This window comes from Parasphingorhabdus sp., from assembly GCF_048267785.1.
GTDB lineage: Bacteria > Pseudomonadota > Alphaproteobacteria > Sphingomonadales > Sphingomonadaceae > Parasphingorhabdus.
Genome location: NZ_JBLWWU010000020.1, coordinates 30,449 through 51,889, shown reverse-complemented (window position 1 = coordinate 51,889; position 21,441 = coordinate 30,449). Strand labels below are relative to the sequence as shown.

Below are 21,441 nucleotides of genomic sequence, written 5' to 3'. Positions count from 1 at the left end.
GTTTAATCTTTCTGCGCAATCTCCAGCAAGAACCAGGCACGTTCTTCCGCCTGATCTGTCCAGTCATCGAGCATGCCATCGGTCGCATTGTCACCGGCCTCGGCGGCAAGCTCTTTCGTCTCCCGCAGTTTTGCCACGAGTTTCAGATTGTCCGAACGCAATTCGTCCAGCATATCCACCGCTGCAACCTTGGCGTCATCATTGTCCGAGATACTCTGCCGTCTGGAGATATCACCGATCGACGTCAGCGTGCGGTGACCATTTTTGCGCACACGTTCAGCAATCTGGTCAGTGATGGCGAGAATCTGGGCCGCATGCTCATCAAACATGAGATGATAATCGCGGAAATGGGGGCCCGATACATGCCAATGGAAGTTTTTGGTTTTTAGATAAAGCGCGAAACTGTCGGCCAACACCTCGTTGAGTGCTTCAGCTACGGCTTTTTTTGCATTGTCCCCAGTCGTCATTACCTTGCTCCTTTTCATTTTCTGATGCGATGAAAATATGATCATCGGGGAGATTCCGCCAATGGAAAAACTGGTTGTCACAGATCGATAACGTCGATCAATTCGGCCTGATTCGCGAATTTTCCGAATTAGTTAAATGATGCCCCACGCGCTGATCGCCAACAGGCTTCCGATCAGCAGAAAACCGGCAGCACCGAAAAACCGGACGGCACGCATCGGAATGTCATCCGCCAGCCGCTGTCGCAATAAAATGGCAGGTATACAGGCGATCATTATCCCTATCCATCCCCCGGCAGCGGCGAATATCCCCATATCCGTCCGCGCCGCCGTGGCCGCAAGGATGAATTGACCCTTGTCGCCAAACTGCAGGATGAAAAGACCCAGAAAAGATGTCCAGAAAGGCCCGAGACTCCAGCCTTCCAGCAAATCGGTCGGGCGGCGCCAAATAACCATGCCGATTCCGGCAAATATCAGGGACAGGGCATAAAAAAGCTGTAAAGGCTCTTCGCTGATCCACTGGTTGAGCGCAGACCCCGCCATCACGGAAATCGCGCAATTGCAAAGCGTTGCGAGGCTCAGTCCCCAGATGATTGGCGAAATGCGACCGTATCTCATGGCCAGAGCGGCACAAAGAATCTGCGGACGGTCGCCAAATTCTGCGAGCGCCAGGGCAAAAAGAGAAGTTAGAAACGCATCCACCGAGTTGTTCAGTTACGGCTGACCGCCAAGGCGCAACGCGACATTGGCCATTAGCGCTTCTGTCATGGATCCATTGATCTCGTGACAGTCCAGAGTCGCCCGCATCGCTTCAAGATAGTAACGTACGACAGTAGTGGCGCCGCCCTTTTCGATGACTGGTTGCAAGGCGGTTTCGAATGCGCAGCTGAGATCGTGAAGCGCGGACAGGTGATGCTGGGCAGCCTTTTGCCGGATATGATCGAGATGCATCAGAAACTGGACGGGGTGCCGGGTAACCAATTCTGCCGACAAATTGTCAAGCAAGGCCTGCATTTCCACCTGCACAAATAGATTCTGATCATGGTCCATTGCAATTGCCCTTGTTTCAGGACGACCATGCAAAAACATGGTTAACATGCCGTAAATTTCCCGAAATAATTGAACAGGTCGTGCATGCAGGCTTTTCCTTGACATTCCCCGGCACTTTCACCATTAGCGCGGAGAACGAATGCGGCGCCGGATAGCGTCGCTGTTTTTATTTCAGCTTCTGCCTTAAGGAATGCACCATGGCGAAACCAGCCAATGTAAAGATCAAACTCGTCAGCACGGCGGATACCGGCTTTTTCTATGTAACCCGCAAGAACCCCCGGAATCTCACCGAAAAAATGGTGCAGCGCAAATATGATCCGGTTGTCCGCAAGCATGTCGAATTCAAAGAAGCCAAAATCAAATAAGCAGCTTTTGGTAAAGCTTAACGGTGCAGAACTGTCTGCACCGATTCGATAAATTTCGCGACCGATATCGGCTTTGAAACATAGGCCTCTGCTCCGGCACTCAATATCCGGTCTTCATCACCTTTGCCGGCATAAGCGGTCACGGCCATGATCGGTATGATCTTGAGTTGAACATCTTTCTTGATCTGCTCGATCAGTTCCAGACCGCTGACATGAGGCAGCTGGATATCCATCACGATCAGATTCGGTACAAAGCTGCGCGCTTTTTCAAGAACCTCGCGACCGTCGCTGACCGGCTCGACCACAAAACCGTGGGCCCGCAGCAGGTCGCAAAATAGCTTGAGGTTCAATTCATTGTCCTCAACCACTAATACTCTTTTTGCCACGACCGGATTTGCCCTTTCAAACTTGCTGCCGACCCATTAGGCGAAAGCGGCAATGGAAACAAATCCCAATCTCGGGCAGGATGCCGATATCATCGCTTTGCAGGCGCTTGGATGGGTGCTGCAAGACAAAGACCGGGCAGAGCGGCTGCTCGCTCTAACCGGGCTGGATCCGCACGAACTAAGATCCGGCCTGGAAGATCCCGCCATGCTTGCCTCGCTGCTCGGATTTCTCGCCAATCACGAACCCGATCTTATCGCCTGTGCAGAGGCCATAGGTATTGCTCCAGCCAATCTGGCTGCTGCCGCAAATCATCTTAACACTCCCGGAGATTTTCATGAGTAACAAGCCGCTTCTGATCAGCGACTGCGACGAAGTTCTGCTCCATATGGTGGTGCCCTTCCAGCAATGGCTGGATAGCGACAAGCACGTCCATTTCGATCTCGAAAATGGCAGTGATTTTGCCAATGCCTTACGCCACAAACATGATGGCACCCAAGTGCTGCCAGAGCAAATCTGGCCGATGCTGAAAGAATTTTTCGACACGGAGATGCACCGACAGGGGGCGATTAAAGACGCGGTACAATCTATAAACAAGCTCAGTGAAGTTGCCGATGTCGTGATTTTGACCAACCTGCTGGATGATCGCCGCGAAGCGCGGGCAGATCAGCTCAAGGCTGTCGGCATCGACTTTCCCGTCTATACCAATCAGGGTGGCAAGGGCGAACTGCTCAACAATATCATCACCGAATTCGAACCGACCGTTACTGTTTTTGTCGACGATCTCGGCCACCAGCATGGCAGCGTCGCCAAACACGCTCCGGAGGCATGGCGACTACAACTGGTCGGAGAGCCGATTCTGGCAAAACATATCAAGACCAACCCTGCTGCCCACGCCCGTATTGATGTATGGAGCGAAGCACTGGTCTGGATATCAGACAAGTTTGACAATGCCGAACCGGCTCCGGCAATGGAACTGCCATCTCAGGAACTTGACCCTGCCAACCATGCGTGAGAGATTCGCCCTATGACCCATGATATTGAAACCGCCCTGACAGCCAAGGGCATAGAACTGCCCACACCCGCTGCTCCGGTGGCCTCTTACGTTCCTGCCGTGGAAATAAACGGCTTACTCCATATCAGCGGACAGGTCTCGATGCAGGACGGTAAGCTGATCACCGGGCGGCTGGGTGACGATATGTCGCTGGAAGACGGGCAACAGGCTGCCAAGGCCTGCGCCCTGATGATCGCGGCGCAGATCAAGAAAGCCGCGGGATCGCTCGACCGGGTAGACCGGATCGTGAAGCTCGGCGTATTCGTCAACAGCACGGCGGACTATAGCGATCATCCCAAGGTCGCAAACGGCTGTTCCGACATGATGGAAGTGATTTTCGGCGCCGCCGGGCAGCATGCCCGAAGCGCGGTCGGCGTGGCCTCGCTGCCGCTTGGTGTGGCGGTCGAGGTTGACGCCATCATCGCCCTGAAGCCCGAGTGATCGCGAAGCTGCTAGACAATGCGCTGGCACCGGCACCGGCGGCCGGTCGCGTAGCATTTCTGAAAGGCCAGCCCTATGCACATCGCGGTCTGCACGGCAGGGGCGTATTGGAAAATAGTCCCGCCGCCTTCGAAGCCGCGATCAAGCTGGGCCACGGAATTGAATGCGACGTCCAGGCCGCCGAAGATGGCCGCGCCTTTGTCTTTCATGACTATGAGCTGGACCGTCTGACGGATAAAACTGGCCCGATTGGCAAATTGCGCGCCGAGGATATCGACCAAATCCAGTTGAATGGCGGACATGGGAAGATTCCCCGCTTGCGCGAAACCCTGGCTCAGGTGGCCGGACGAGTACCGATCCTGATTGAAATCAAATCGCGCAACCTGCGGGTCGGACCGCTTTGTCTGTCAGTGCGCCGCGCGCTCGAAGGCTATGGCGGCAAGGCGGCGGTCATGTCCTTCAATCCGCTCGTCGGAGCCTGGTTTCGCAAGAATGCAGACCATGTCGTTCGCGGTTTGGTGGTCACCGAAGAGGACAGCAAGAACTGGCGCGGCCGGATCGCCCGCCACCGTAACCTGTGGACAGCACAGCCCGATTTTCTGGCTTACGACATCCGTGATCTTCCTTCACGTTTCGCCGCAGCCCAACGTGCGCGCGGCCTGCCGATCGTCACCTGGACGGTCCGCTCGGCCGATCAGGAGCAAATTGCCGCCCGATTTGCCGACGAACCGGTTTATGAGTTGCCGCAGAGCTGATAGCATTGATCCCGATGCCCGATTCCTCTGCTACCCCAACCGAAATACTCGCTCGCGTTGCCGATGATATTGCCAGCCTGCCCGCCAACCAGTGGGACGCCTGTGCCGGCTCGGCCAACCCCTTTGTCTCGCACGCCTTTCTTTCGGCGATGGAGTTATCAGGGAGCGTGGGCCCCGGAACCGGCTGGAAATCACTGCCGATCATCATTGAAGACAAGGCCGGGAAAATCGCTGCCTGCCTGCCCAGCTATCTCAAATCGCACAGCCAGGGCGAATATATTTTCGATCAGCAATGGGCGCACGCTTTTGAGAATGCGGGTGGCCAATATTATCCCAAAATCCAGATCGCATCACCCTTCTCGCCAGTGCCCGGTCCACGATTGCTGTTTCAGGACGAGTCCCTGGCCGTGCCGTTGCTGCAGGCAGCAGAACAATTGGCGCAGAATAATCAGATTTCGTCAGTTCACGCGACATTTGTCAGCGAAGATCAGCTCGACCATTTTCGCAATGCGGGCTGGCTGATCCGCACCGATAGCCAGTTCCACTGGCGTAATGATGACTATGACAGCTTCGAAAATTTTCTCGCAGCGCTGTCTTCCCGGAAACGCAAGGCAATCCGCCGCGAACGGGCGAAAGCGCAGGAAGCCGTCGATATCGTTCACTTGTCGGGAGATGAGATACAGCCCCATCATTGGGACTATTTCTGGGAATTTTATCAGGATACCGGAACACGAAAATGGGGACAGCCTTATCTGACCCGTAGCGCCTTTGATCTATTGCACCAAAAAATGGCCAGCCAGTTGCTGCTAATATTTGCGATGCAGGATGATATTCCGGTGGCAGGCGCGCTCAACGTCATCGGTAGCGAAACATTATACGGACGCTATTGGGGATGCACGCAGAATATCCCGTTTCTGCATTTCGAAATTTGCTATTATCAGGCTATCGAGGCCGCCATTGCGCGGGGATTGAAGACGGTCGAGGCTGGGGCGCAAGGGAGCCACAAGCTGGCGCGAGGCTATCAGCCGGTGCCGACCTGGTCAGCACATTATATCGTCGATCCGGGGTTTCGTGCGGCGATTGCCGACTATCTCGAACGCGAACGGCAGGCGGTCGCCGCCGATATTGAATTTCTGGCCGATATGGGGCCGTTTAAAAAGTCGGATTCTCTTTAGGCGGCGCGACGGGAATTTTCCTGCAGCCAGTTGCGTGCTTCCCGCTGTGCTTCGGCAATTTCACGGGCCGTCATTTCAAGCGAGATTTCCGCCCGGCAGACCTTGCTTTCGTCATGACCTGACAAGGCTGCCAGATTAAACCATTTATGGGCCTCGATCAAATCGACATCGATGCCCTCCGATCCGGTGGAATAGATTACACCCAGATCAAAATATGCATTGCTGCTACCCTGTCCCGCCTCGGCGAGGCGACTTTCGATCAGAAAGGCGGCGCTTTTCATGCTGTTGCCCATATTGTCAGTCCCTGTTTTTGTTGCCGCAATCATTGGCGACGGGACGACTTTCAACGCAATTTCATAAAGGAATGGTTAACGCGAATCTCGGAAAATGGATTCCATGGTGGAAAATTGCCCAGAATTCGGGCCATGTTACTGCACAACATAGTTAACAATAGAGCGGCGTAGCCTCAGGAAACGGGGATATTGTCGATGAGACGGGTGCGGCCAATATGCGCGGCAGCAAAAAGACGAGCCGGTTCTGTAAAATCGTTCAAAACCGCGAGCGTATTGGCATCGCGGAGTTCCAGATAATCAATTTTGTGGAAACCTGACGCCAGCAATCCCGTTGTGGCATCCGCCAATATGGCTGAAACTGCTTTGCCAGCCGCAATCGCCGTGGCCGCCTCTCGCATGATTTCGGGGAGCGCTGCGGCATTCTTTCTTTGCTCTGCTGTCAGATAGGCATTGCGGGACGATAAAGCGAGGCCATCGGGATCGCGAACCGTCGGAACCCCGACGATTTCATGGGTGAAATCGAGATCACGCGCCATCCTGCGGATGACGGCAAGCTGCTGATAGTCTTTTTCCCCAAAAAAGGCGGCGTCGGGGCGGATCTGATTAAAAAGCTTCGCTACCACGGTGGCGACACCATCAAAATGGCCGGGCCGCGCCGCGCCACATAGACCGTCGCTAATCCCGCTCACGCTGACATTGGTGGCAAAGCCTTCCGGATAGATCTCATCCGCCGTTGGTGCCCACAGCAATTGCACGCCTGCCTGCTCCAGCAGAGCCGCATCGGCAGCCTCCTGACGCGGATAGGCATCAAGATCCTCACCTTCGCCAAACTGGGTCGGATTGACGAAAATAGACGCAACCACCGCGTCACATTGTTCATTCGCCACTTCCACCAGCCGCATATGGCCGGCGTGCAACGCCCCCATGGTCGGGACAAGACCAATTTTCGATCCGGTCTTGCGAAATGCCGTCAAAGCGTCCCGCAACGGATCAAGCTGTCGAACAATTTGCATGGATCACTCTTTGCGTTTAGATTTTGCTGTAAAGCTCTTGTAAGCTATGCGACGGTGAACCGTCCTTCGCAAGGGCAAGAACAGGGGTATAGCTCAAAACGTGACAAACAATGCGCATCATATCGTTTTCGCCAATGAAAAGGGCGGGACCGGCAAGTCCACCACGGCAGTCCATGTTGCGGTTGCACTTGCCTATCAGGGGCATAAGGTCGCGATACTCGACCTCGATCCCCGCCAGCGCACGTCCTATCGCTACATGGAAAACCGCGAAGCGACGAGGAAGCGTCTGAATATTGATGTACCGCAACCCCTTTATGACGTCTTCGAAGACGATAATCTCGCAAGGCTTGAGCAGTTGATCGAACGAATGTCGCACGGGGTAGATTTTCTGCTCTATGATACGCCCGGTCGTGACGACAAATTCGCCCGCTTTGTGGCCACCTGGGCAAATACGCTGGTCACACCGATCAACGACAGCTTTGTCGATTTCGACCTGATTGGTCAGGTGGATCCAGAAACGTACAAGGTCCGAAAACTGAGTTTCTACGCCGAATTAATCTGGGAAGCACGCAAGGCGCGCGCCAAGGCAGACGGCGAAACCATAGACTGGGTGTTGCTGAGAAACCGGACGCAATATGTCGAAGCACATAATATGAAGCGGATCGTCGCCGCCTTGGCAGAACTGTCACAGCGTGTGGGATTTCGTATCATTCCCGGACTCAGCGAGCGGGTGATCTACCGCGAGCTTTTCCCGGCAGGTCTTACGATGCTTGACAAAAAATATCTTGGCCGCCTGGCGACAAGCCATCTCGCGGCACGTCAGGAGCTACGCGAACTGATCAAGCATCTGGCGCTGCCCCATTCCGCCCAGCGCACGCCCGACGGCAACAAGCCCGCTCTTGCCAAGCCCAAGCTGGTAGCCTGAACGATGATGCCCTTGCTCATCTTCGGCGGTGCCATTCTGGCCTGGCTGCTGTTGTCGGGCAAGGCAAAGACGATGACTCCCAATCAATGGCTGGCGCTGGTAATGGCGCTGGTAGGCGCGAATTTTCTGCGCGGCGGTGGATGGATCATGGGCGGAGCGATGATTGCCGGCGCGGCTTTTCTGAGCGGTTGGCGGATCTTGATACCGGCCCGTAATCCGGAAGAGCCGAAGCGCAAACCGCGCAATTTCGAACTTGATCGTGCGCGATCCCTGTTGGGGGTGGGCGACGATGCGGATTTTATCGAGATTAACGCCGCCTGGAAAGAACGATTGGCAGAACATCATCCCGACAATGGCGGGGACGAGCAACTGGCGAAGATGATCAACCGGGCACGGGACCTGTTATTGGAAGAGTTGGAAGCATCCCGCCACCGGTAGCCATGCTGTGCCATATCGACAATAATGCTGGATTTACAGGTATTTGGCGCTTACAAACCCGAAAATCCAACAATCCGGGACTTCCATCATGACTTCGCCTTCCTCGCATGATTTTCACCCCTCTACCCTGCGCGAATATGACATTCGCGGGATCATTGGCGAGACGCTGGGTGCGGACGATGCTTATGCGATTGGCCGCGGCTTCGGGACGCTGATCGCGCGCGATGGCGGGACGGCGGTGGCTACTGGCTTTGATGGCCGGACCAGTTCTCCGATGCTCGAGGAAGCGCTTGTTCGCGGTTTGAATGATGCCGGAGTCAATGCCATTTCTGTCGGAATAGGCCCCACTCCGATGCTATATTATGCCGAATCTGTACTAAAAACGGTCCAGGGCGGCATAATGATTACCGGAAGTCACAATCCGGCCCATTATAACGGCTTCAAGATGGTGTTTCAGGGCCGCCCCTTTTTCGGTGCGGACATTCTGAGACTTGGCACCATGGCTGCCAGCGGAGACTGGGACAGCGGAACGGGCACGTTCGAACGGATCGATATCGAGGATGAATATGTCGAGCGCCTGTTGAAGAGTTTCACCGGCAAGGCGTTCAGGATCGGATGGGATTGCGGCAATGGCGCGGCCGGACCGGTGATCGAGAAATTGACCAGGCTGCTCACCGAGCGCGGCGCGGGCGAGCATCATCTTCTCTACACCGATGTCGACGGGTCCTTCCCCAACCACCATCCCGATCCGACCGAGGAGAAGAATCTCGCGGATCTCAAAGCACTGGTTGCGGAGAGAGGCCTCGATTTCGGCGTAGCCTTCGATGGCGACGGCGACCGCATTGGCGCGATTGACGGTGAAGGCCGGGTGATCTGGGGCGACCAGTTGCTGCAAATCTATGCCGAGGATGTGCTGAAAAGCGAGCCCGGCACCACCATCATCGCCGACGTCAAAGCATCACAGGCATTGTACGACCGGATCGCGGAACTCGGCGGCAAGCCTTTGATGTGGAAAACCGGCCACAGTCTGATCAAATCCAAGATGAAGGAAACCGGTTCGCCGCTCGCCGGAGAAATGAGCGGCCATGTGTTTTTCAAACATGATTATTACGGCTTTGATGACGCGCCTTATGCCGCAATCCGGCTGATTCAGGCCGCGACCAATATCGGCAAGAGCGTGACCCGGTTGCGCAGCGATATGGTGGATATGATCAACACGCCGGAAATGCGCTTTCAGGTCGACGAGAGTCGCAAGTTCGCGGTGATCGACGAAATATTGGAGCGGCTTTCGGCCAGCGGCGCCGATGTCAACGATACCGACGGCGCGCGGGTCAATACCGAGGACGGCTGGTGGTTGCTGCGGGCAAGCAATACCCAGGATGTTCTGGTCGCCCGGGCCGAAGCCAAATCACAGGACGGGCTCGACCGGTTGATGGCACAAATTGACGAACAGCTGGCCTTGTCGGGACTGGAGCGCGGCGAGCAGGCGGGGCATTAGCCCCGTACAATCGACCGGCAAGATCGCACCGGTCGACTGCCATCAGATGAAGGTCGCGCCGTTTGTTGCCGGACCGACCGAAGAGATTACGAGAATGGCCGAGCAGAATAGGGCGGCGAAGCCGGCGGCGATTTCCTGACGTAATGTGAAGCGGGGCATGATATTTTCCTTCCTTCTGTATGGGGCTATGCGATCAGGGCAGCGGAATTCTGGACGGCGGGGCCGACGCTGGCGACAACAAAAACGGCTGCGGAGAAAAGAGCGGCAAAAGCGGCGGCTACCTGGTTCTGAATGTTTACGTTGGTCATTTTCAATTTCCTTTTGTTTAAACTGGTGCTTCGCGACTTGTGTTGCGAAGATGAACATAGCTTTGCACAGGGCGTGCCAGTTTAATAAAATCTCTATATATCAATAGTTTGATTGATTTCGGCCTTAGCGCGCAGATTAACCGTTGCTGAATAGTGGGGAAATTTCCCAATGGTTGGTTTCGTGCTTCGGCCTGATCGCCTGGAACGAGGGCCGCCAGGCCGCAAAACCTTCCCGGCACTGGCACCTTATCGAAATGCACTATGGTCAGGTCCGATCCCTTCGTTCAGGACAGTCTGAAAAAAGGATGGGGATTAGGGCATCATGGACCCGTATATTTATGTGGCGACTGTCAGCGCGCTGGCTCTGCTCGCTTATTATTTCACTTTGCTGATGGCCGGCCTGGCGCGCGGCCGGTTCAAGATCGTGCCGCCATCGCACAGCGGGCCGCCGGAATATGAGCGCCATGTCCGTGCGCATCAGAATACGCTGGAACATCTGGTCCTTTTCCTCCCCGGTCTCTGGCTGTTCGCTTATGTCGTCAGCCCCTATTGGGCCGCAGCTATCGGACTGATCTGGCCGTTCATGCGGGTCGGCTATGCGCTGGGCTATCACAGGGCGCCGGAAAAGCGGCTGCTTTGGCTCTACGCCAGCATGCCGCCCATCTATATATTCGTACTTGGCACCTTGATCGGTGGCATCGTTCAGCTTGTGAGAGGGTGAAACCAAATATGACCAAAATATATGATCTGGTAATTCGCGGCGGGACCATTGCCGATGGCAGCGGCGGTGATCTCTTTGACGGCGATATCGCGGTCAGCGACGGGAGGATCGCGGCAATCGGGCAGGTGCCGGGAACCGGCCGAGAAGAAATCGACGCGACGGGCAAGATCGTCACCCCCGGCTTTGTCGACGTCCACACCCATTATGACGGCCAGTGCATCTGGGCGGAAGAGCTCAGTCCCTCCTCCTCGCATGGCGTGACCACGGCGATCATGGGCAATTGCGGCGTCGGTTTCGCGCCCTGCCGCAAGGACGATCACGACATGCTGATCAATGTCATGGAAGGCGTCGAGGATATCCCCGGCGTGGTCATGGCCGATGGCCTGCCCTGGAACTGGGAGACGTTTCCCCAATATCTCGACGTGGTCGAGAAGGGCAAGCGCGACATTGATATCGCGGCCTATCTGCCCCACTCCCCCTTGCGCGTGTACGCCATGGGCGCGCGCGGCGCGTCCCGCGAACCGGCCAATGATGATGATCTGGCAATGATGCGCAGGTTGGCGCGGGAAGCGATGGAAGCCGGCGCGATTGGCTTTGCGACGTCGCGACTGTCGATCCACAAGACGGCCGATGGCGGGTCGATCCCGACATTCGAAGCCGATGTGGCCGAGTTGGAAGCGATCTGCGGCGGCATGAAGGATGCCGGCACCGGAACCTTTCAGGTGGTGCTCGACGCCTTTGTCGGCTGGGACAAGGAATATAAGGTGATCGAACGGGTGGTGGAAAGCTCCGGCCGGCCGGCCACTTTCACGCTGGCATCCGGCAATGATGGCCCGCCGCGCTGGCGCAAGGTCCTCGACATGATCGACCGCACCCATGCCAATGGCGGCAAGGCCACCGCCCAGATCATGCCGCGTCCGATCGGCCTGATCGCCGGGCTGGAACTGACCGTCCACCCCTTCATTCTCTGCCCGAGCTGGGCGAAGATTGCCGACCTGCCCATAGAGGAGCAGGTTGCCGCGATGCGCGATCCGGACTTGCGCGCAGCCTTGCTGAGCGAGGAATTCGAGCCCGGCCATCCGTTCAACGCGCTGGCCCGCGACTGGAACTGGCTGTTCCCGCTCGACAATCCACCGGATTATGCGCCGCCGAAAGAAATGAGCATAGCCGGACAGGCGGCGGCCAAGGGCTGCACGCCGCAGGAGATTGCCTATGACCGGCTGCTCGATACCGACGGCAAAGGCCTGTTCCTCGCCGCACTCGGCAATTACGAAAATGGCACGCTGGCCAGCGCGCACGAGATGCTGAGCCATCCGCACTGCATTCCCGGCCTTGGCGATGGCGGTGCCCATTATGGCGCGATTTGCGACGCCAGCTACTCGACCTATTTGCTCACCCAATATGTCCGCAATCCGGGAGCGGAAAGCTTTGAACTGGCCGAGGCGGTGCATATGCTGTCGCACAAGGCCGCCAAAGCGGTCGGACTGGACCAGCGCGGCCTGCTGAAGACTGGCGCAAAGGCGGATATCAATGTGATCGACCTCGACAAGCTGCAATTGCATCTGCCGGAAATCGTGCGCGATTTGCCTGCAGGTGGTCAAAGGCTGCACCAGCGCGCCACCGGCTATGATGCGACGATCGTGTCGGGCGAGATCATCCGGCGCTTCGACCAGTCCACGGGCGCAAGGCCTGGCCGATTGATACGGGGAGTGTGAACCAAGGCAACGGGCCGGATATGCGGCTGGCCGGCTATTCGATCGCCTTTTCCGGCTCTCCTTCACCCTGTTGCATATCGGAGAATATGCTCCAGAGCGCGATGAACAGCGCCGCCACCAGCGGGCCGATCACGATCCCGTTGATCCCGAACAACTGCAGCCCGCCGAGCGTCGAGATCAGCACGACATAGTCGGGCATCCGCGTGTCCCGGCCGACCAGAGTCGGGCGAACGAGATTGTCGACCATGCTGATCACGAATACGCCGCAGAGAACCAGCACCACGGCCTGCCAGACATCACCCGTAATGAACAGATAGAGGGCGACCGGGACCCAGACGAAACCTGTCCCGATCGCTGGAATCAGCGAGAATACCCCCATCATCACCGCCCATAGCAAGGCGCCGCGAATATCAAGCGCCCAGAACACCAGACCACCGAGACTGCCCTGGATGATCGCGATGATCAGGCTGCCCTTGATCGTCGCCCGGATGACAATCAGAAATTTTTCCCTGAGAATGCGGCGGTTTTTCATGCCCAATGGAACGATCTGTTCGATCCGTTCGGCCAGCGCCCGACCATCGCGTAGCAGGAAAAAGGTCAAATACATCATGACGCCAAGACTGAGTAAAAACTGAAATGCGCCCTGACCGACGCTCAGCGACCGGGTGACCAGAAATTCAAGAATGGCGGAAATAGACTGTTCGATCTCCGCCCTGATGCTGGCAAAATCACTATAACCATAAGCGGCGAGCTGGACCTGCATCCATTGGGGAAGCGATTGTTCAAAGGCCTCGAACACGTCACCAAAGTCTATTTCACCTTCCTGGACCCGGATATAGAGGCTCGCCGCCTCCTGAGCCAGCGCCATGCCGAGCAAGATCGCCGGTACCACGACCAGCAGCAATATCAGAATCAACGTGACCCCCGCGGCCAGATTGATCCGACCGGGCATAAAACCCAGCAAGCCCTTATAGACCGGACGAAACAGGACGGCGACGACAACACCCCAGACGATGGCACCAAAAAATGGCTCGATCAGCACCGCAAATGCGAGCGAGACAATTACCAGAAGCGTAATCAGAAAGCTCCATTCGACGCGTTGTCTCGATTTTTCTTGATTGTCCATTTTGTGTCGCTCTTATTGGGTTCGCTATCGCGACCATGTACCAATTGGTTTGTACCGCAGATACGGCAATATTTCAGGGTCGGCAAGGATTCGGCAAGGATCAGGCGCGCTGCCCCTCCCGCTCGCGTGAAAGATATCCCGCTCCCGCAACCAAAATATCGAGCAGCCTGCCCACGGCCCCTGTTCAAAACTTATCAAAGCTGCAACAATGACCCACCCATGCAATAAAAGGCGGAAGAGACGATGACCAAAGTCCCCTTTGAAAAAGGACTGGTTGAGACCGGCGACGGTCTTTACGCCTATCTGCAACCTGATGGTGGATGGGGCTGGTCCAATGCCGGCCTGATCAGCGATGGCGGGCAATCCCTGCTCGTCGATACATTGTTCGATGCCAGCCTGACCCGCGAGATGCTTGACGTCATGGCAGATGCAGCCGGAGTCGGTGCCGATGACATCGGTGTGATCGTCAACACCCATGCCAATGGTGACCATACCCACGGTAATGGCTGCTGTCACAAGGCCGAGGTGATTGCTTCAAAAGCCAGCGCGCTGGAAATGGCCGAGCTGCCGGCCAGTGCACTAGCCGCGATCATGGAACAAGCGCGCGCCATGGGGCCGGCCGGGCAGTATCTGGTCGATATTTTCGGCAGCTTCGACTTTACTGACGTGGCGGAAAAGGCACCAACCCAGACGTTCAGCGGTCGGCACAGTCTGAAAGTCGGAGACAAGGAGGTCGATCTGATCGAGGTTGGCCCGGCCCATACGGCGGGTGACATATTGGTCCACGTGCCGGGGGATAAGACTGTATTTACCGGCGACATATTGTTCATCGAAGGCACACCGATCATGTGGGCGGGACCGGTCGCCAACTGGATTGCCGCCTGTGACACGATCATCGATCTCAGGGCAGAGACCATCGTGCCCGGCCACGGTCCGATCACCGACGTTCACGGCGTCCGGCAGGTCCAGGACTATCTGCGCTATATCGATCAGGAAGCGCGCAAGCGTTTCGACGCGGGCCTGTCGGTCCGAGACGCGGCGCATGATATCCGGCTCGGCGACTTTTCCAGCTGGGGCGACAGCGAGCGGATCGCGGTCAATGTCGCGACGCTTTACCGGGAATATTCCGGCGATACGTCTGCGCCGGATGTGGTGCAGCTGTTCGGACTGATGGCCGAGTTGAAACAATAGCTTGAGTTTTTCACCAGGGTCGGCCTTTGTGTACCTGCGATGGCAGGTACCCATCTCCTGAAATCGCGTCCAGTAGCCACGGCAGGAGATGGGCTCCTGCCTCCGCAGGAGCACGCTGATCGCAAACAGCATTCCTTCAATCCTGACCGACTGGTTCACTTCGCGCGGCTGGAGCGTGCGGCCGCATCAGCTGGAGATGCTGGAGGCAGCGCAGGCGGGACGCCATGCCTTGCTGACGGCGCCGACGGGGGCGGGCAAGACATTGGCGGGGTTTTTACCGACGCTGGTGGATCTGGTTGAACTGACGGACAGAAAACCCGTTCGCCCTGAGCCTGTCGAACGGCCGGATGCGCCAAGCCCTGTGCTTCGACAAGCTCAGCACGAACGGACCGGGCCTGCCAGTACCAATAAAACCACTGTTCGTGCTGAGCCTGTCGAAACATCTGTCCAGACACAAGCCAGCCTTCCAAAGACTCAGGGCAAACAGCCCGATCTCCACACGCTCTATATCTCCCCGCTCAAGGCGCTCGCCGTGGACGTACAGCGCAACCTGCTGACGCCGATCGAGGAAATGGGTCTGCCGATCACAGTCGAGACCCGCAGCGGCGACACGCCGGCCAGTCGCAAGGCGCGGCAGCGGGTGAAGCCGCCACAAATCCTGCTGACCACGCCGGAGTCGCTCAACCTGCTGCTCAGCCAGCCGGAAAGCTTTGCCCTGTTCGCCGGTCTCCGGCGGGTGGTGATCGACGAGGTGCACGCCTTTGCCACCGGCAAGCGCGGTGACCTGCTGGCGCTCTCGCTGGCGCGGCTGCAGAAAATCGCACCGGAGATGCAGCGGGTCGCGCTGTCCGCAACGGTTGCCGAGCCCGATGATTTCCGCGCCTGGCTCGCGCCTTATGGCGATATCGACAGCGTCACCCATGTTCTGGGCGCGGAGGGCGCGCCGGCCGACGTATCGATCATGCTGCCCGAAACGCCCGAAGGCGACCCGGTGCGGGTGCCCTGGGCCGGTCATGCCGGGACTTATGCGATACCGCAGGTTATGGAGCAGATACGCAGCAACCGGATGACGCTGGTCTTCTGCAACACGCGCTTTCTCGCCGAATATACGTTCCAGAAGCTGTGGGACATCAACGAGGACAATCTCGCGATCGGCGTCCACCACGGCAGCCTGTCGCGGGAGGCGCGGCGCAAGGTCGAGAACGCCATGGCGTCAGGCATGATGCGGGCGCTGGTCTGCACCGCCTCGCTTGATCTCGGGGTCGACTGGGGCGATATCGATTGCGTCATCCAGATGGGCGCGCCGAAGGGCTCGTCGCGGCTATTACAGCGCATCGGCCGTGCAAACCATAGGCTCGATGTGTCGTCGAAGGCGTTGCTCGTGCCGGGCAACCGGTTCGAATATCTCGAGGCGCAGGCTGCGCTCGATGCGGTGAACGAGGGGCGCCGGGATGGTGAACCTTTTCGCGCCGGCGGGCTTGATGTGCTCGCCCAGCATGTGATGAGCTGCGCCTGCGCCGGGCCGTTTCAGGAGGATGATCTGCTTGACGAGGTACAGAGCGCCTTGCCCTATAGCGGGCTGTCCAAGGAGCAGTTCGAGCGGGTGCTGAATTTCACCCGCGACGGCGGCTATGCGCTCAAGGCCTATGACCAGTTCAAGCGGCTGCGCCGTGACGCCAGCGGAGTCTGGAGCCTGACTCATCCGAAATTCGCCGCCCAGCACCGGCTCAACGCCGGCATCATCGTCGACGCCGCGATGATGAATGTCCGCTTCAAGAATGGCCGCAATCTCGGCAAGGTCGAAGAAGGCTTTGCCGCCACACTGTCGGTCGGCGACACGTTTTTCTTCGCCGGGCTGAGTCTGGAGCTGATCAGGATGGATGCCAGCGATGTCATCGTCCGCGCGGCCAAGAAAGCCGCGATGATCCCGAGCTATGGCGGGGCGCGGCTGCCGCTGACCACGCATCTGTCCGACCGGGTGCGCGGCTTTCTGACCGATCGCGCCGGCTGGGCGCGCTTCCCCGACGATGTCCGCGAATGGCTGGAGATGCAGGACCATCGCTCGGTGATGCCCGAGCCGGGGCAATTGCTGGTCGAGACCTTTCCGCACAAGAAGCTCCATTATATGGTCTGCTACAGTTTCGAAGGCTGGAACGCGCACCAGTCGCTCGGCATGTTGCTGACCCGGCGGATGGAGGATCGCGGGCTCAAGCCGGTCGGTTTTGTCGCCAATGATTATGCGCTCGCCTGCTACAGCGTCGAACCGGTGACCGATCCCCGCCCACTGTTCAGCGCCGACATATTGGAAGAGGAATTTTTCGACTGGGTCGAAGGTTCGCACCTGCTCAAACGTGCTTTCCGCGAGGTCGCGGTGATCAGCGGGCTGGTCGAGCGCCAGCATCCCGGCAAGCGCAAGACCGGCAAGCAGGTCACTTTCTCGACCGACCTGATCTTCGACGTGTTGCGCAAGTACGAGCCCGACCATCTGCTGATGCAGGCGGCCTGGGCCGATGCGCGGGCACGGATGACCGATGTCGGCCGGCTCGGCGACCTGCTCGACCGGGCGGCGGACTCGATCATCCATGTCGAGCTGGAGCGGGTCAGCCCGCTGGCGGTGCCGGTGCTGGTGATGATCGGACGCGAACATGTCGCACAGGGGGCGACCGACGACGCGTTGCTGATCGAGGCGGAATCCTTGATCAACGAAGCGATGAAAGTCGACTAGCGCGGAGCACCGCCAGGGCCAGGATTTGGTTGAATGCCATTTCTGGCGTATGATGATAAAATGGCTTGTTCGACAATGCTATTTCCCATTTATGCCACATTATTTGCGGCCCAGTTAACAACGCCCATTCCGGCCGAACCCGAAACCGAAGCCTATATTGCAGATAATCTGCCCGAACAGTTTCTCGCGCCCGATTCCGAAAAGATTGCAATCGCGCAGGACCGGGTCGACCGGATGACCGTTTCCGTCAACATCGCGCAGGGCGGACCTTTTGAATTCATCATCGACACGGCCTCGCAGCGTACCATCCTCTCCAAGGAGATCGCCGGTGCACTGGCGCTCGATATCGAGGATGAGGTCACCATTGTCGCCCTTGCCGGTTCCACGGTCGTGCAAACCGTCTATGTTCCCAGCCTGACGCTGGGCAAACGCAGCTATGACAGCCTGATCTCACCGATATTCCGTTCTGCCAATATCGGGGCGGACGGTGTTCTCGGTCTCGACAGCCTGCAGGGTCAACGGATATTGTTCGATTTTGTCGGCAAGCATATCTCGGTCGAGGACACGGATAAAAAGCTGCGCAGCCGGTCCCGCCGGGAGATCGTGGTGACCGCCAGACGACGATCGGGGCAACTGATTTTCACCAATGCAACCATCGCCGGCGTCAAGACCAGCGTGATCATCGATACCGGCGGCGAACTTTCCATCGGTAACAAGGCGTTGCAAAGGCGGTTGCGTCTGAAATCGTCCGACATCGTGCAGACCAGCCTGATTGATGTCACCGGTCGCTCGATAATGGCCGACTATGGCATCGCCGAGGAACTGGTCATCGATCGCGCCCGCTTTGGCATCATCCCGATTGCCTTCGCCGATATTGCCCCGTTCAAGGCTTTGAAACTGCACAAGAAACCAGCCCTGTTTCTGGGCATGGACGCGCTGCGCCAATTTGACCGGCTGGCGATCGATTTTGCCAACCGGAAAATATACTTCCTGCTGCCGGAAGATGCCTAGTGTGGTTGTTGGTCGAGTCAGAACGATGTTTTGTGCTATATTATTAGCATATTGGATTCCCATGCCTAGGCTGTCACCGCCCGGAGCATAATGATCGGAGATATCATGTCAGCCTTTTTGACGAGTATAACACCCGCTTTTCTGGCATCCGCATTGTCAATGGCCTATCCGATTCCCTTTGGCCAGCCGGTAGCTCCCGGTAGTATAACAAATCCTGCGGGCGAAATTGTAGATATCGATCAGGATCGCGCAAAACGGATGACCGTACCGGTGAGCATTGAAGGCAACGGGCCATTTTCCTTTGTTATCGACACCGGCGCAGAACGGACCGTGATTTCGCGCAGGATCGCCGACAGATTGGCACTGGACGGCGAGGAGCCGGCCCAATTGATGAGCATTGCCGGCACCTCCATGGTCGACATGGTCTATGTGCCCCGCCTGACTCTGGGGCAAAAAAGTTATGACGGTCTGATTTCGCCGGTCCTCGCCGCCCATCATATCGGCGCAGATGGCATATTGGGCCTCGACGGTTTGCAGGACCAGCGCATATTATTCGATTTTGTCGCCAATCAGATCATTATCGAAGACGCTGAAAAAGCACGTAACCGGCCAAAGTCGCGAGAAATCGTGGTGACCGCCAAGCGGCGATCCGGCCAGCTGATTTTTACCGATGCGACGATTTCCGGTATCAAGGTCAACGTCATCATAGATAGCGGAGCACAGGTTTCGATCGGCAATATGGCCTTGCAGAAACGGCTGCTGCGCCGTTCCAAACAACTGGACGATGATTCGCTATTGATCGCAGTGACCGGCGAAACTGTCGGAGTGGATTTCGCTAAAGTGCGCGAATTTCGCATCGGCCGGGCCCGCTTTGCCAGCCTGCTGGTTGCCTTTGCCGATGCGCCACCGTTTGAACGGTTCGGATTGGCCGACAAGCCAACCCTGTTGCTGGGCATGGACGTGTTGCGCAAATTTGATCAGGTCGCGATCGATTTCCCCAAACGGAAAATCCATTTTTTCGCTCCCAGAAAAGCCAGACTGTATAGCGACGCATCGCGCAACATCGGGTTCTGATCCTGAGCGCCCAGCCATGCGACAGGCATCGCTAGCCCAATGCTTCAAGGAGCGGCAGCGCTCCCCAACCCAAACACCGGCTCTTCATCACCGCTTTTCCATTGCGGAAACTTCTGCATGGTGACGGCAAACAGCGGCGAGGAAAGATGGGTGCCTAGCCATTTCTGCAACGCAGGTAATGGCAGGGAATCGAACCACTCGCGATCATTATTGGCGAACTGGCGGACAAAGGGGAAGATTGCATGATCGGCCAGGCCAGGCTTCGCTCCCGTCAGCTGCCCCTCTGCTTGCAGCAGACCGTCAAGCTTTTCCAGAAAGACTAGCCCGCCCGCGCGGTGCTCGAGCGGATCGACATTTTCGTAGCGCGTGGGATATTTATAGCGGTCGAGATGGTCTTTGAACGGGCCATCGGCTTCCTTGATCAGCGCGGTTTGGCGATCATTGCCCCGTAGCCAATCCTGCGGATCATTGCGGTTCAGCGCCCAGTGCATGATCGCGAGGCTTTCATCGATGACCTGCCCGTCGGGCAGCACCAGCACCGGGACGGTCGCCTTGGCCGAAGCGGCGATCATCTCTTCGGGCTTTTCGCGCAGCACAACCTCACGCAAACAGACCGGAGTCTCGCTCACCAGCAACGCCATCCGCGCGCGCATTGCATAAGGGCAGCGCCGAAAACTGTAGAGAAGCGGCCGTTCGGTCACGCCGTGCCGAGATGTTGCCGGCCCTGTTTCGCGGCCTGTTCGACCTGACGCTGGCGTTCGCGATAGCGGGCGCGCTGTTCGTCGCTGCGCTGGTCGATACAATGGGGGCAGGCTTCGCCAGGAATATAGTCGGGCGAGGCGCGGTCGGCGGCGTTCAGCGGCATCCGGCACGCATAACATTGACCATAATCGGATTCCCGCAGCCCGTGGCCGACCGCAACGCGCTGGTCGAACAGGAAACAGTCGCCCTTCCACAGGCTTTCGGATTCCGGTACATGTTCGAGATATTTCAAAATTCCGCCCTTGAGATGGTGGACGTCATCAAAACCCTGAGCCTTGACATAGGCGGTCGCCTTTTCGCAGCGGATACCCCCGGTGCAGAACATCGCGATCTTGGGTTTCTTGCTTTCCTTTTGCCGAAGTTGCTCTGAAAATTCGTCGAACCATGCGGGGAAATCCCGAAAACTCCTGGTGTCGGGATTGATCGCACCGTCAAAGCTGCCGATCGCCACTTCATAACCATTGCGCGTGTCGATCACCACCGTGTCGGGATCTGCGATCAGATCATTCCACTGCTGCGGATCGACATAATTGCCCTTTTGGGTCGCCGCATCGACGCCTTCGACGCCCATCGAGACGATTTCCTTTTTCAGCCGGACCTTCATCCGCAGGAATGGCATCACGCTGGCCTCGGAATATTTGACGTCGAGTTCGCTAAAGCCCGGCAGCAACCGCAAACCGGCTATCACCGCACCGATCGCCTCGGGGGTTCCGGCAATTGTGCCGTTCATCCCCTCGCTGGCCAGCAGGATCGTACCCTTGAGGCCGTGTTCTTCGCATAACGGGAGCACCTGCAGCCGCAACGCGGCGGGATCATCGACCACTGCAAAATGATAGAGCGCGGCGACTTTTACGGGAGATGGCGATTCGGTCATGGCAGCGCATATAGGATGGTTGTCCGCGAAATTCCAATAGAGCGGCTTGCATCGCGCGAGCGTTCATCGCATAGCAGCT

General features: G+C 57.4%; 25 protein-coding genes. 15 read left to right on the top strand and 10 right to left on the bottom strand.

Annotated features, from left to right (window positions below):
* Positions 1-2: 2 nt before the first annotated feature.
* The 3 genes from ACN0VD_RS14690 to ACN0VD_RS14680 form a co-directional block, all read right to left on the bottom strand.
* Positions 3-467, bottom strand: coding sequence for a Dps family protein (locus ACN0VD_RS14690; RefSeq protein WP_417595564.1), 465 nt, complete (start codon positions 465-467; stop codon positions 3-5).
* 132 nt (positions 468-599) lie between these two features.
* Positions 600-1,166 (bottom strand): TMEM165/GDT1 family protein, encoded by a 567-nt coding sequence (locus ACN0VD_RS14685; protein ID WP_417595562.1) that lies wholly within the window; start codon positions 1,164-1,166, stop codon positions 600-602.
* Positions 1,167-1,178: 12 nt separating this feature from the next.
* Positions 1,179-1,514, bottom strand: a complete 336-nt coding sequence (locus ACN0VD_RS14680; RefSeq protein ID WP_417595560.1) for a hypothetical protein — start codon at positions 1,512-1,514, stop codon at positions 1,179-1,181.
* 197 nt (positions 1,515-1,711) lie between these two features.
* On the opposite strand from ACN0VD_RS14680, the gene rpmG reads away from it, so the two are divergent.
* A complete protein-coding gene (gene rpmG, locus ACN0VD_RS14675) occupies positions 1,712-1,879 on the top strand; it encodes a 50S ribosomal protein L33 (protein ID WP_066741431.1) in 168 nt (55 codons plus the stop codon).
* A gap of 17 nt (positions 1,880-1,896) precedes the next feature.
* Here the strand turns inward: rpmG and ACN0VD_RS14670 are convergent, their stop codons facing one another.
* Positions 1,897-2,265, bottom strand: coding sequence for a response regulator (locus tag ACN0VD_RS14670; protein ID WP_417595557.1), 369 nt, complete (start codon positions 2,263-2,265; stop codon positions 1,897-1,899).
* 52 nt (positions 2,266-2,317) lie between these two features.
* Between ACN0VD_RS14670 and ACN0VD_RS14665 the strand changes: the two genes are divergently transcribed.
* The 5 genes from ACN0VD_RS14665 to ACN0VD_RS14645 are packed head-to-tail and all read left to right on the top strand — an operon-like array spanning position 2,318 to position 5,688.
* Positions 2,318-2,608, top strand: a complete 291-nt coding sequence (locus ACN0VD_RS14665; protein WP_417595555.1) for a DUF3572 domain-containing protein — start codon at positions 2,318-2,320, stop codon at positions 2,606-2,608.
* Entirely contained in the window at positions 2,601-3,278 is a 678-nt protein-coding gene (locus ACN0VD_RS14660; protein ID WP_417595553.1) for an HAD family hydrolase, read from the top strand. Before ACN0VD_RS14665 ends, ACN0VD_RS14660 begins: the two co-directional genes overlap by 8 nt.
* 12 nt (positions 3,279-3,290) lie before the next feature.
* Positions 3,291-3,758, top strand: a complete 468-nt coding sequence (locus tag ACN0VD_RS14655) for a RidA family protein (protein ID WP_417595551.1) — start codon at positions 3,291-3,293, stop codon at positions 3,756-3,758.
* Entirely contained in the window at positions 3,755-4,513 is a 759-nt protein-coding gene (locus ACN0VD_RS14650) for a glycerophosphodiester phosphodiesterase family protein (protein ID WP_417595549.1), read from the top strand. The genes ACN0VD_RS14655 and ACN0VD_RS14650 overlap by 4 nt, the downstream gene beginning before the upstream one ends.
* 14 nt (positions 4,514-4,527) lie before the next feature.
* Positions 4,528-5,688 (top strand): GNAT family N-acetyltransferase, encoded by a 1,161-nt coding sequence (locus ACN0VD_RS14645; RefSeq protein WP_417595547.1) that lies wholly within the window; start codon positions 4,528-4,530, stop codon positions 5,686-5,688.
* Here the strand turns inward: ACN0VD_RS14645 and ACN0VD_RS14640 are convergent.
* Positions 5,685-5,981 (bottom strand): hypothetical protein, encoded by a 297-nt coding sequence (locus tag ACN0VD_RS14640; protein WP_417595545.1) that lies wholly within the window; start codon positions 5,979-5,981, stop codon positions 5,685-5,687. The two genes, ACN0VD_RS14645 and ACN0VD_RS14640, sit on opposite strands and share 4 nt — an antisense overlap.
* Positions 5,982-6,154: 173 nt before the next feature.
* On the bottom strand, positions 6,155-6,994 hold the full coding sequence (gene panC, locus ACN0VD_RS14635; RefSeq protein ID WP_417595543.1) for a pantoate--beta-alanine ligase: 840 nt from the start codon (positions 6,992-6,994) through the stop codon (positions 6,155-6,157).
* Between the two features lie 100 nt (positions 6,995-7,094).
* Here panC and ACN0VD_RS14630 point away from each other — a divergent pair, with 100 nt between their 5' ends.
* From ACN0VD_RS14630 to pgmG, 3 genes are all read left to right on the top strand, one after another.
* Complete coding sequence (locus tag ACN0VD_RS14630; RefSeq protein ID WP_417595541.1) at positions 7,095-7,919, top strand: division plane positioning ATPase MipZ; 825 nt, start codon at positions 7,095-7,097, stop codon at positions 7,917-7,919.
* A gap of 3 nt (positions 7,920-7,922) precedes the next feature.
* Positions 7,923-8,357, top strand: a complete 435-nt coding sequence (locus ACN0VD_RS14625; RefSeq protein ID WP_417595539.1) for a J domain-containing protein — start codon at positions 7,923-7,925, stop codon at positions 8,355-8,357.
* An 88-nt stretch (positions 8,358-8,445) separates the two neighbouring features.
* Positions 8,446-9,855, top strand: a complete 1,410-nt coding sequence (pgmG, locus tag ACN0VD_RS14620) for a phosphoglucomutase/phosphomannomutase PgmG (protein ID WP_417595537.1) — start codon at positions 8,446-8,448, stop codon at positions 9,853-9,855.
* Between the two features lie 185 nt (positions 9,856-10,040).
* Here the strand turns inward: pgmG and ACN0VD_RS14615 are convergent, their stop codons facing one another.
* Positions 10,041-10,163, bottom strand: a complete 123-nt coding sequence (locus ACN0VD_RS14615; RefSeq protein WP_257721889.1) for a hypothetical protein — start codon at positions 10,161-10,163, stop codon at positions 10,041-10,043.
* A gap of 322 nt (positions 10,164-10,485) precedes the next feature.
* On the opposite strand from ACN0VD_RS14615, the gene ACN0VD_RS14610 reads away from it, so the two are divergent.
* Together ACN0VD_RS14610 and ACN0VD_RS14605 are read left to right on the top strand one after the other, a co-directional pair.
* Entirely contained in the window at positions 10,486-10,884 is a 399-nt protein-coding gene (locus tag ACN0VD_RS14610; protein WP_159646680.1) for an MAPEG family protein, read from the top strand.
* 8 nt (positions 10,885-10,892) lie between these two features.
* On the top strand, positions 10,893-12,599 hold the full coding sequence (locus ACN0VD_RS14605) for an N-acyl-D-amino-acid deacylase family protein (RefSeq protein WP_417595535.1): 1,707 nt from the start codon (positions 10,893-10,895) through the stop codon (positions 12,597-12,599).
* 34 nt (positions 12,600-12,633) lie between these two features.
* Here the strand turns inward: ACN0VD_RS14605 and ACN0VD_RS14600 are convergent, their stop codons facing one another.
* Positions 12,634-13,725: an AI-2E family transporter gene (locus ACN0VD_RS14600; RefSeq protein ID WP_417595533.1), complete on the bottom strand. Its 1,092-nt coding sequence runs from the start codon at positions 13,723-13,725 to the stop codon at positions 12,634-12,636.
* 243 nt (positions 13,726-13,968) lie between these two features.
* Between ACN0VD_RS14600 and ACN0VD_RS14595 the strand changes: the two genes are divergently transcribed.
* The 4 genes from ACN0VD_RS14595 (at position 13,969) to ACN0VD_RS14580 (ending at position 19,726) form a co-directional block, all read left to right on the top strand.
* Positions 13,969-14,916: an MBL fold metallo-hydrolase gene (locus ACN0VD_RS14595; protein WP_417595532.1), complete on the top strand. Its 948-nt coding sequence runs from the start codon at positions 13,969-13,971 to the stop codon at positions 14,914-14,916.
* Positions 14,917-15,004: 88 nt separating this feature from the next.
* Positions 15,005-17,641, top strand: a complete 2,637-nt coding sequence (locus ACN0VD_RS14590; RefSeq protein WP_417595530.1) for a ligase-associated DNA damage response DEXH box helicase — start codon at positions 15,005-15,007, stop codon at positions 17,639-17,641.
* A 33-nt stretch (positions 17,642-17,674) separates the two neighbouring features.
* On the top strand, positions 17,675-18,652 hold the full coding sequence (locus ACN0VD_RS14585; RefSeq protein WP_417595528.1) for an aspartyl protease family protein: 978 nt from the start codon (positions 17,675-17,677) through the stop codon (positions 18,650-18,652).
* A gap of 105 nt (positions 18,653-18,757) precedes the next feature.
* Positions 18,758-19,726: a retroviral-like aspartic protease family protein gene (locus ACN0VD_RS14580; RefSeq protein ID WP_417595526.1), complete on the top strand. Its 969-nt coding sequence runs from the start codon at positions 18,758-18,760 to the stop codon at positions 19,724-19,726.
* A 44-nt stretch (positions 19,727-19,770) separates the two neighbouring features.
* Here ACN0VD_RS14580 and ACN0VD_RS14575 read toward each other — a convergent pair whose 3' ends face one another.
* Both ACN0VD_RS14575 and ACN0VD_RS14570 read right to left on the bottom strand, forming a co-directional pair.
* The gene (locus ACN0VD_RS14575; RefSeq protein WP_417595524.1) at positions 19,771-20,427 is read right to left on the bottom strand and encodes a glutathione S-transferase; all 657 of its coding nucleotides are present in this window, start codon (positions 20,425-20,427) and stop codon (positions 19,771-19,773) included.
* Entirely contained in the window at positions 20,424-21,362 is a 939-nt protein-coding gene (locus tag ACN0VD_RS14570) for a rhodanese-related sulfurtransferase (RefSeq protein ID WP_417595522.1), read from the bottom strand. The genes ACN0VD_RS14575 and ACN0VD_RS14570 overlap by 4 nt, the downstream gene beginning before the upstream one ends.
* Between the last annotated feature and the right edge of the window lie 79 nt (positions 21,363-21,441).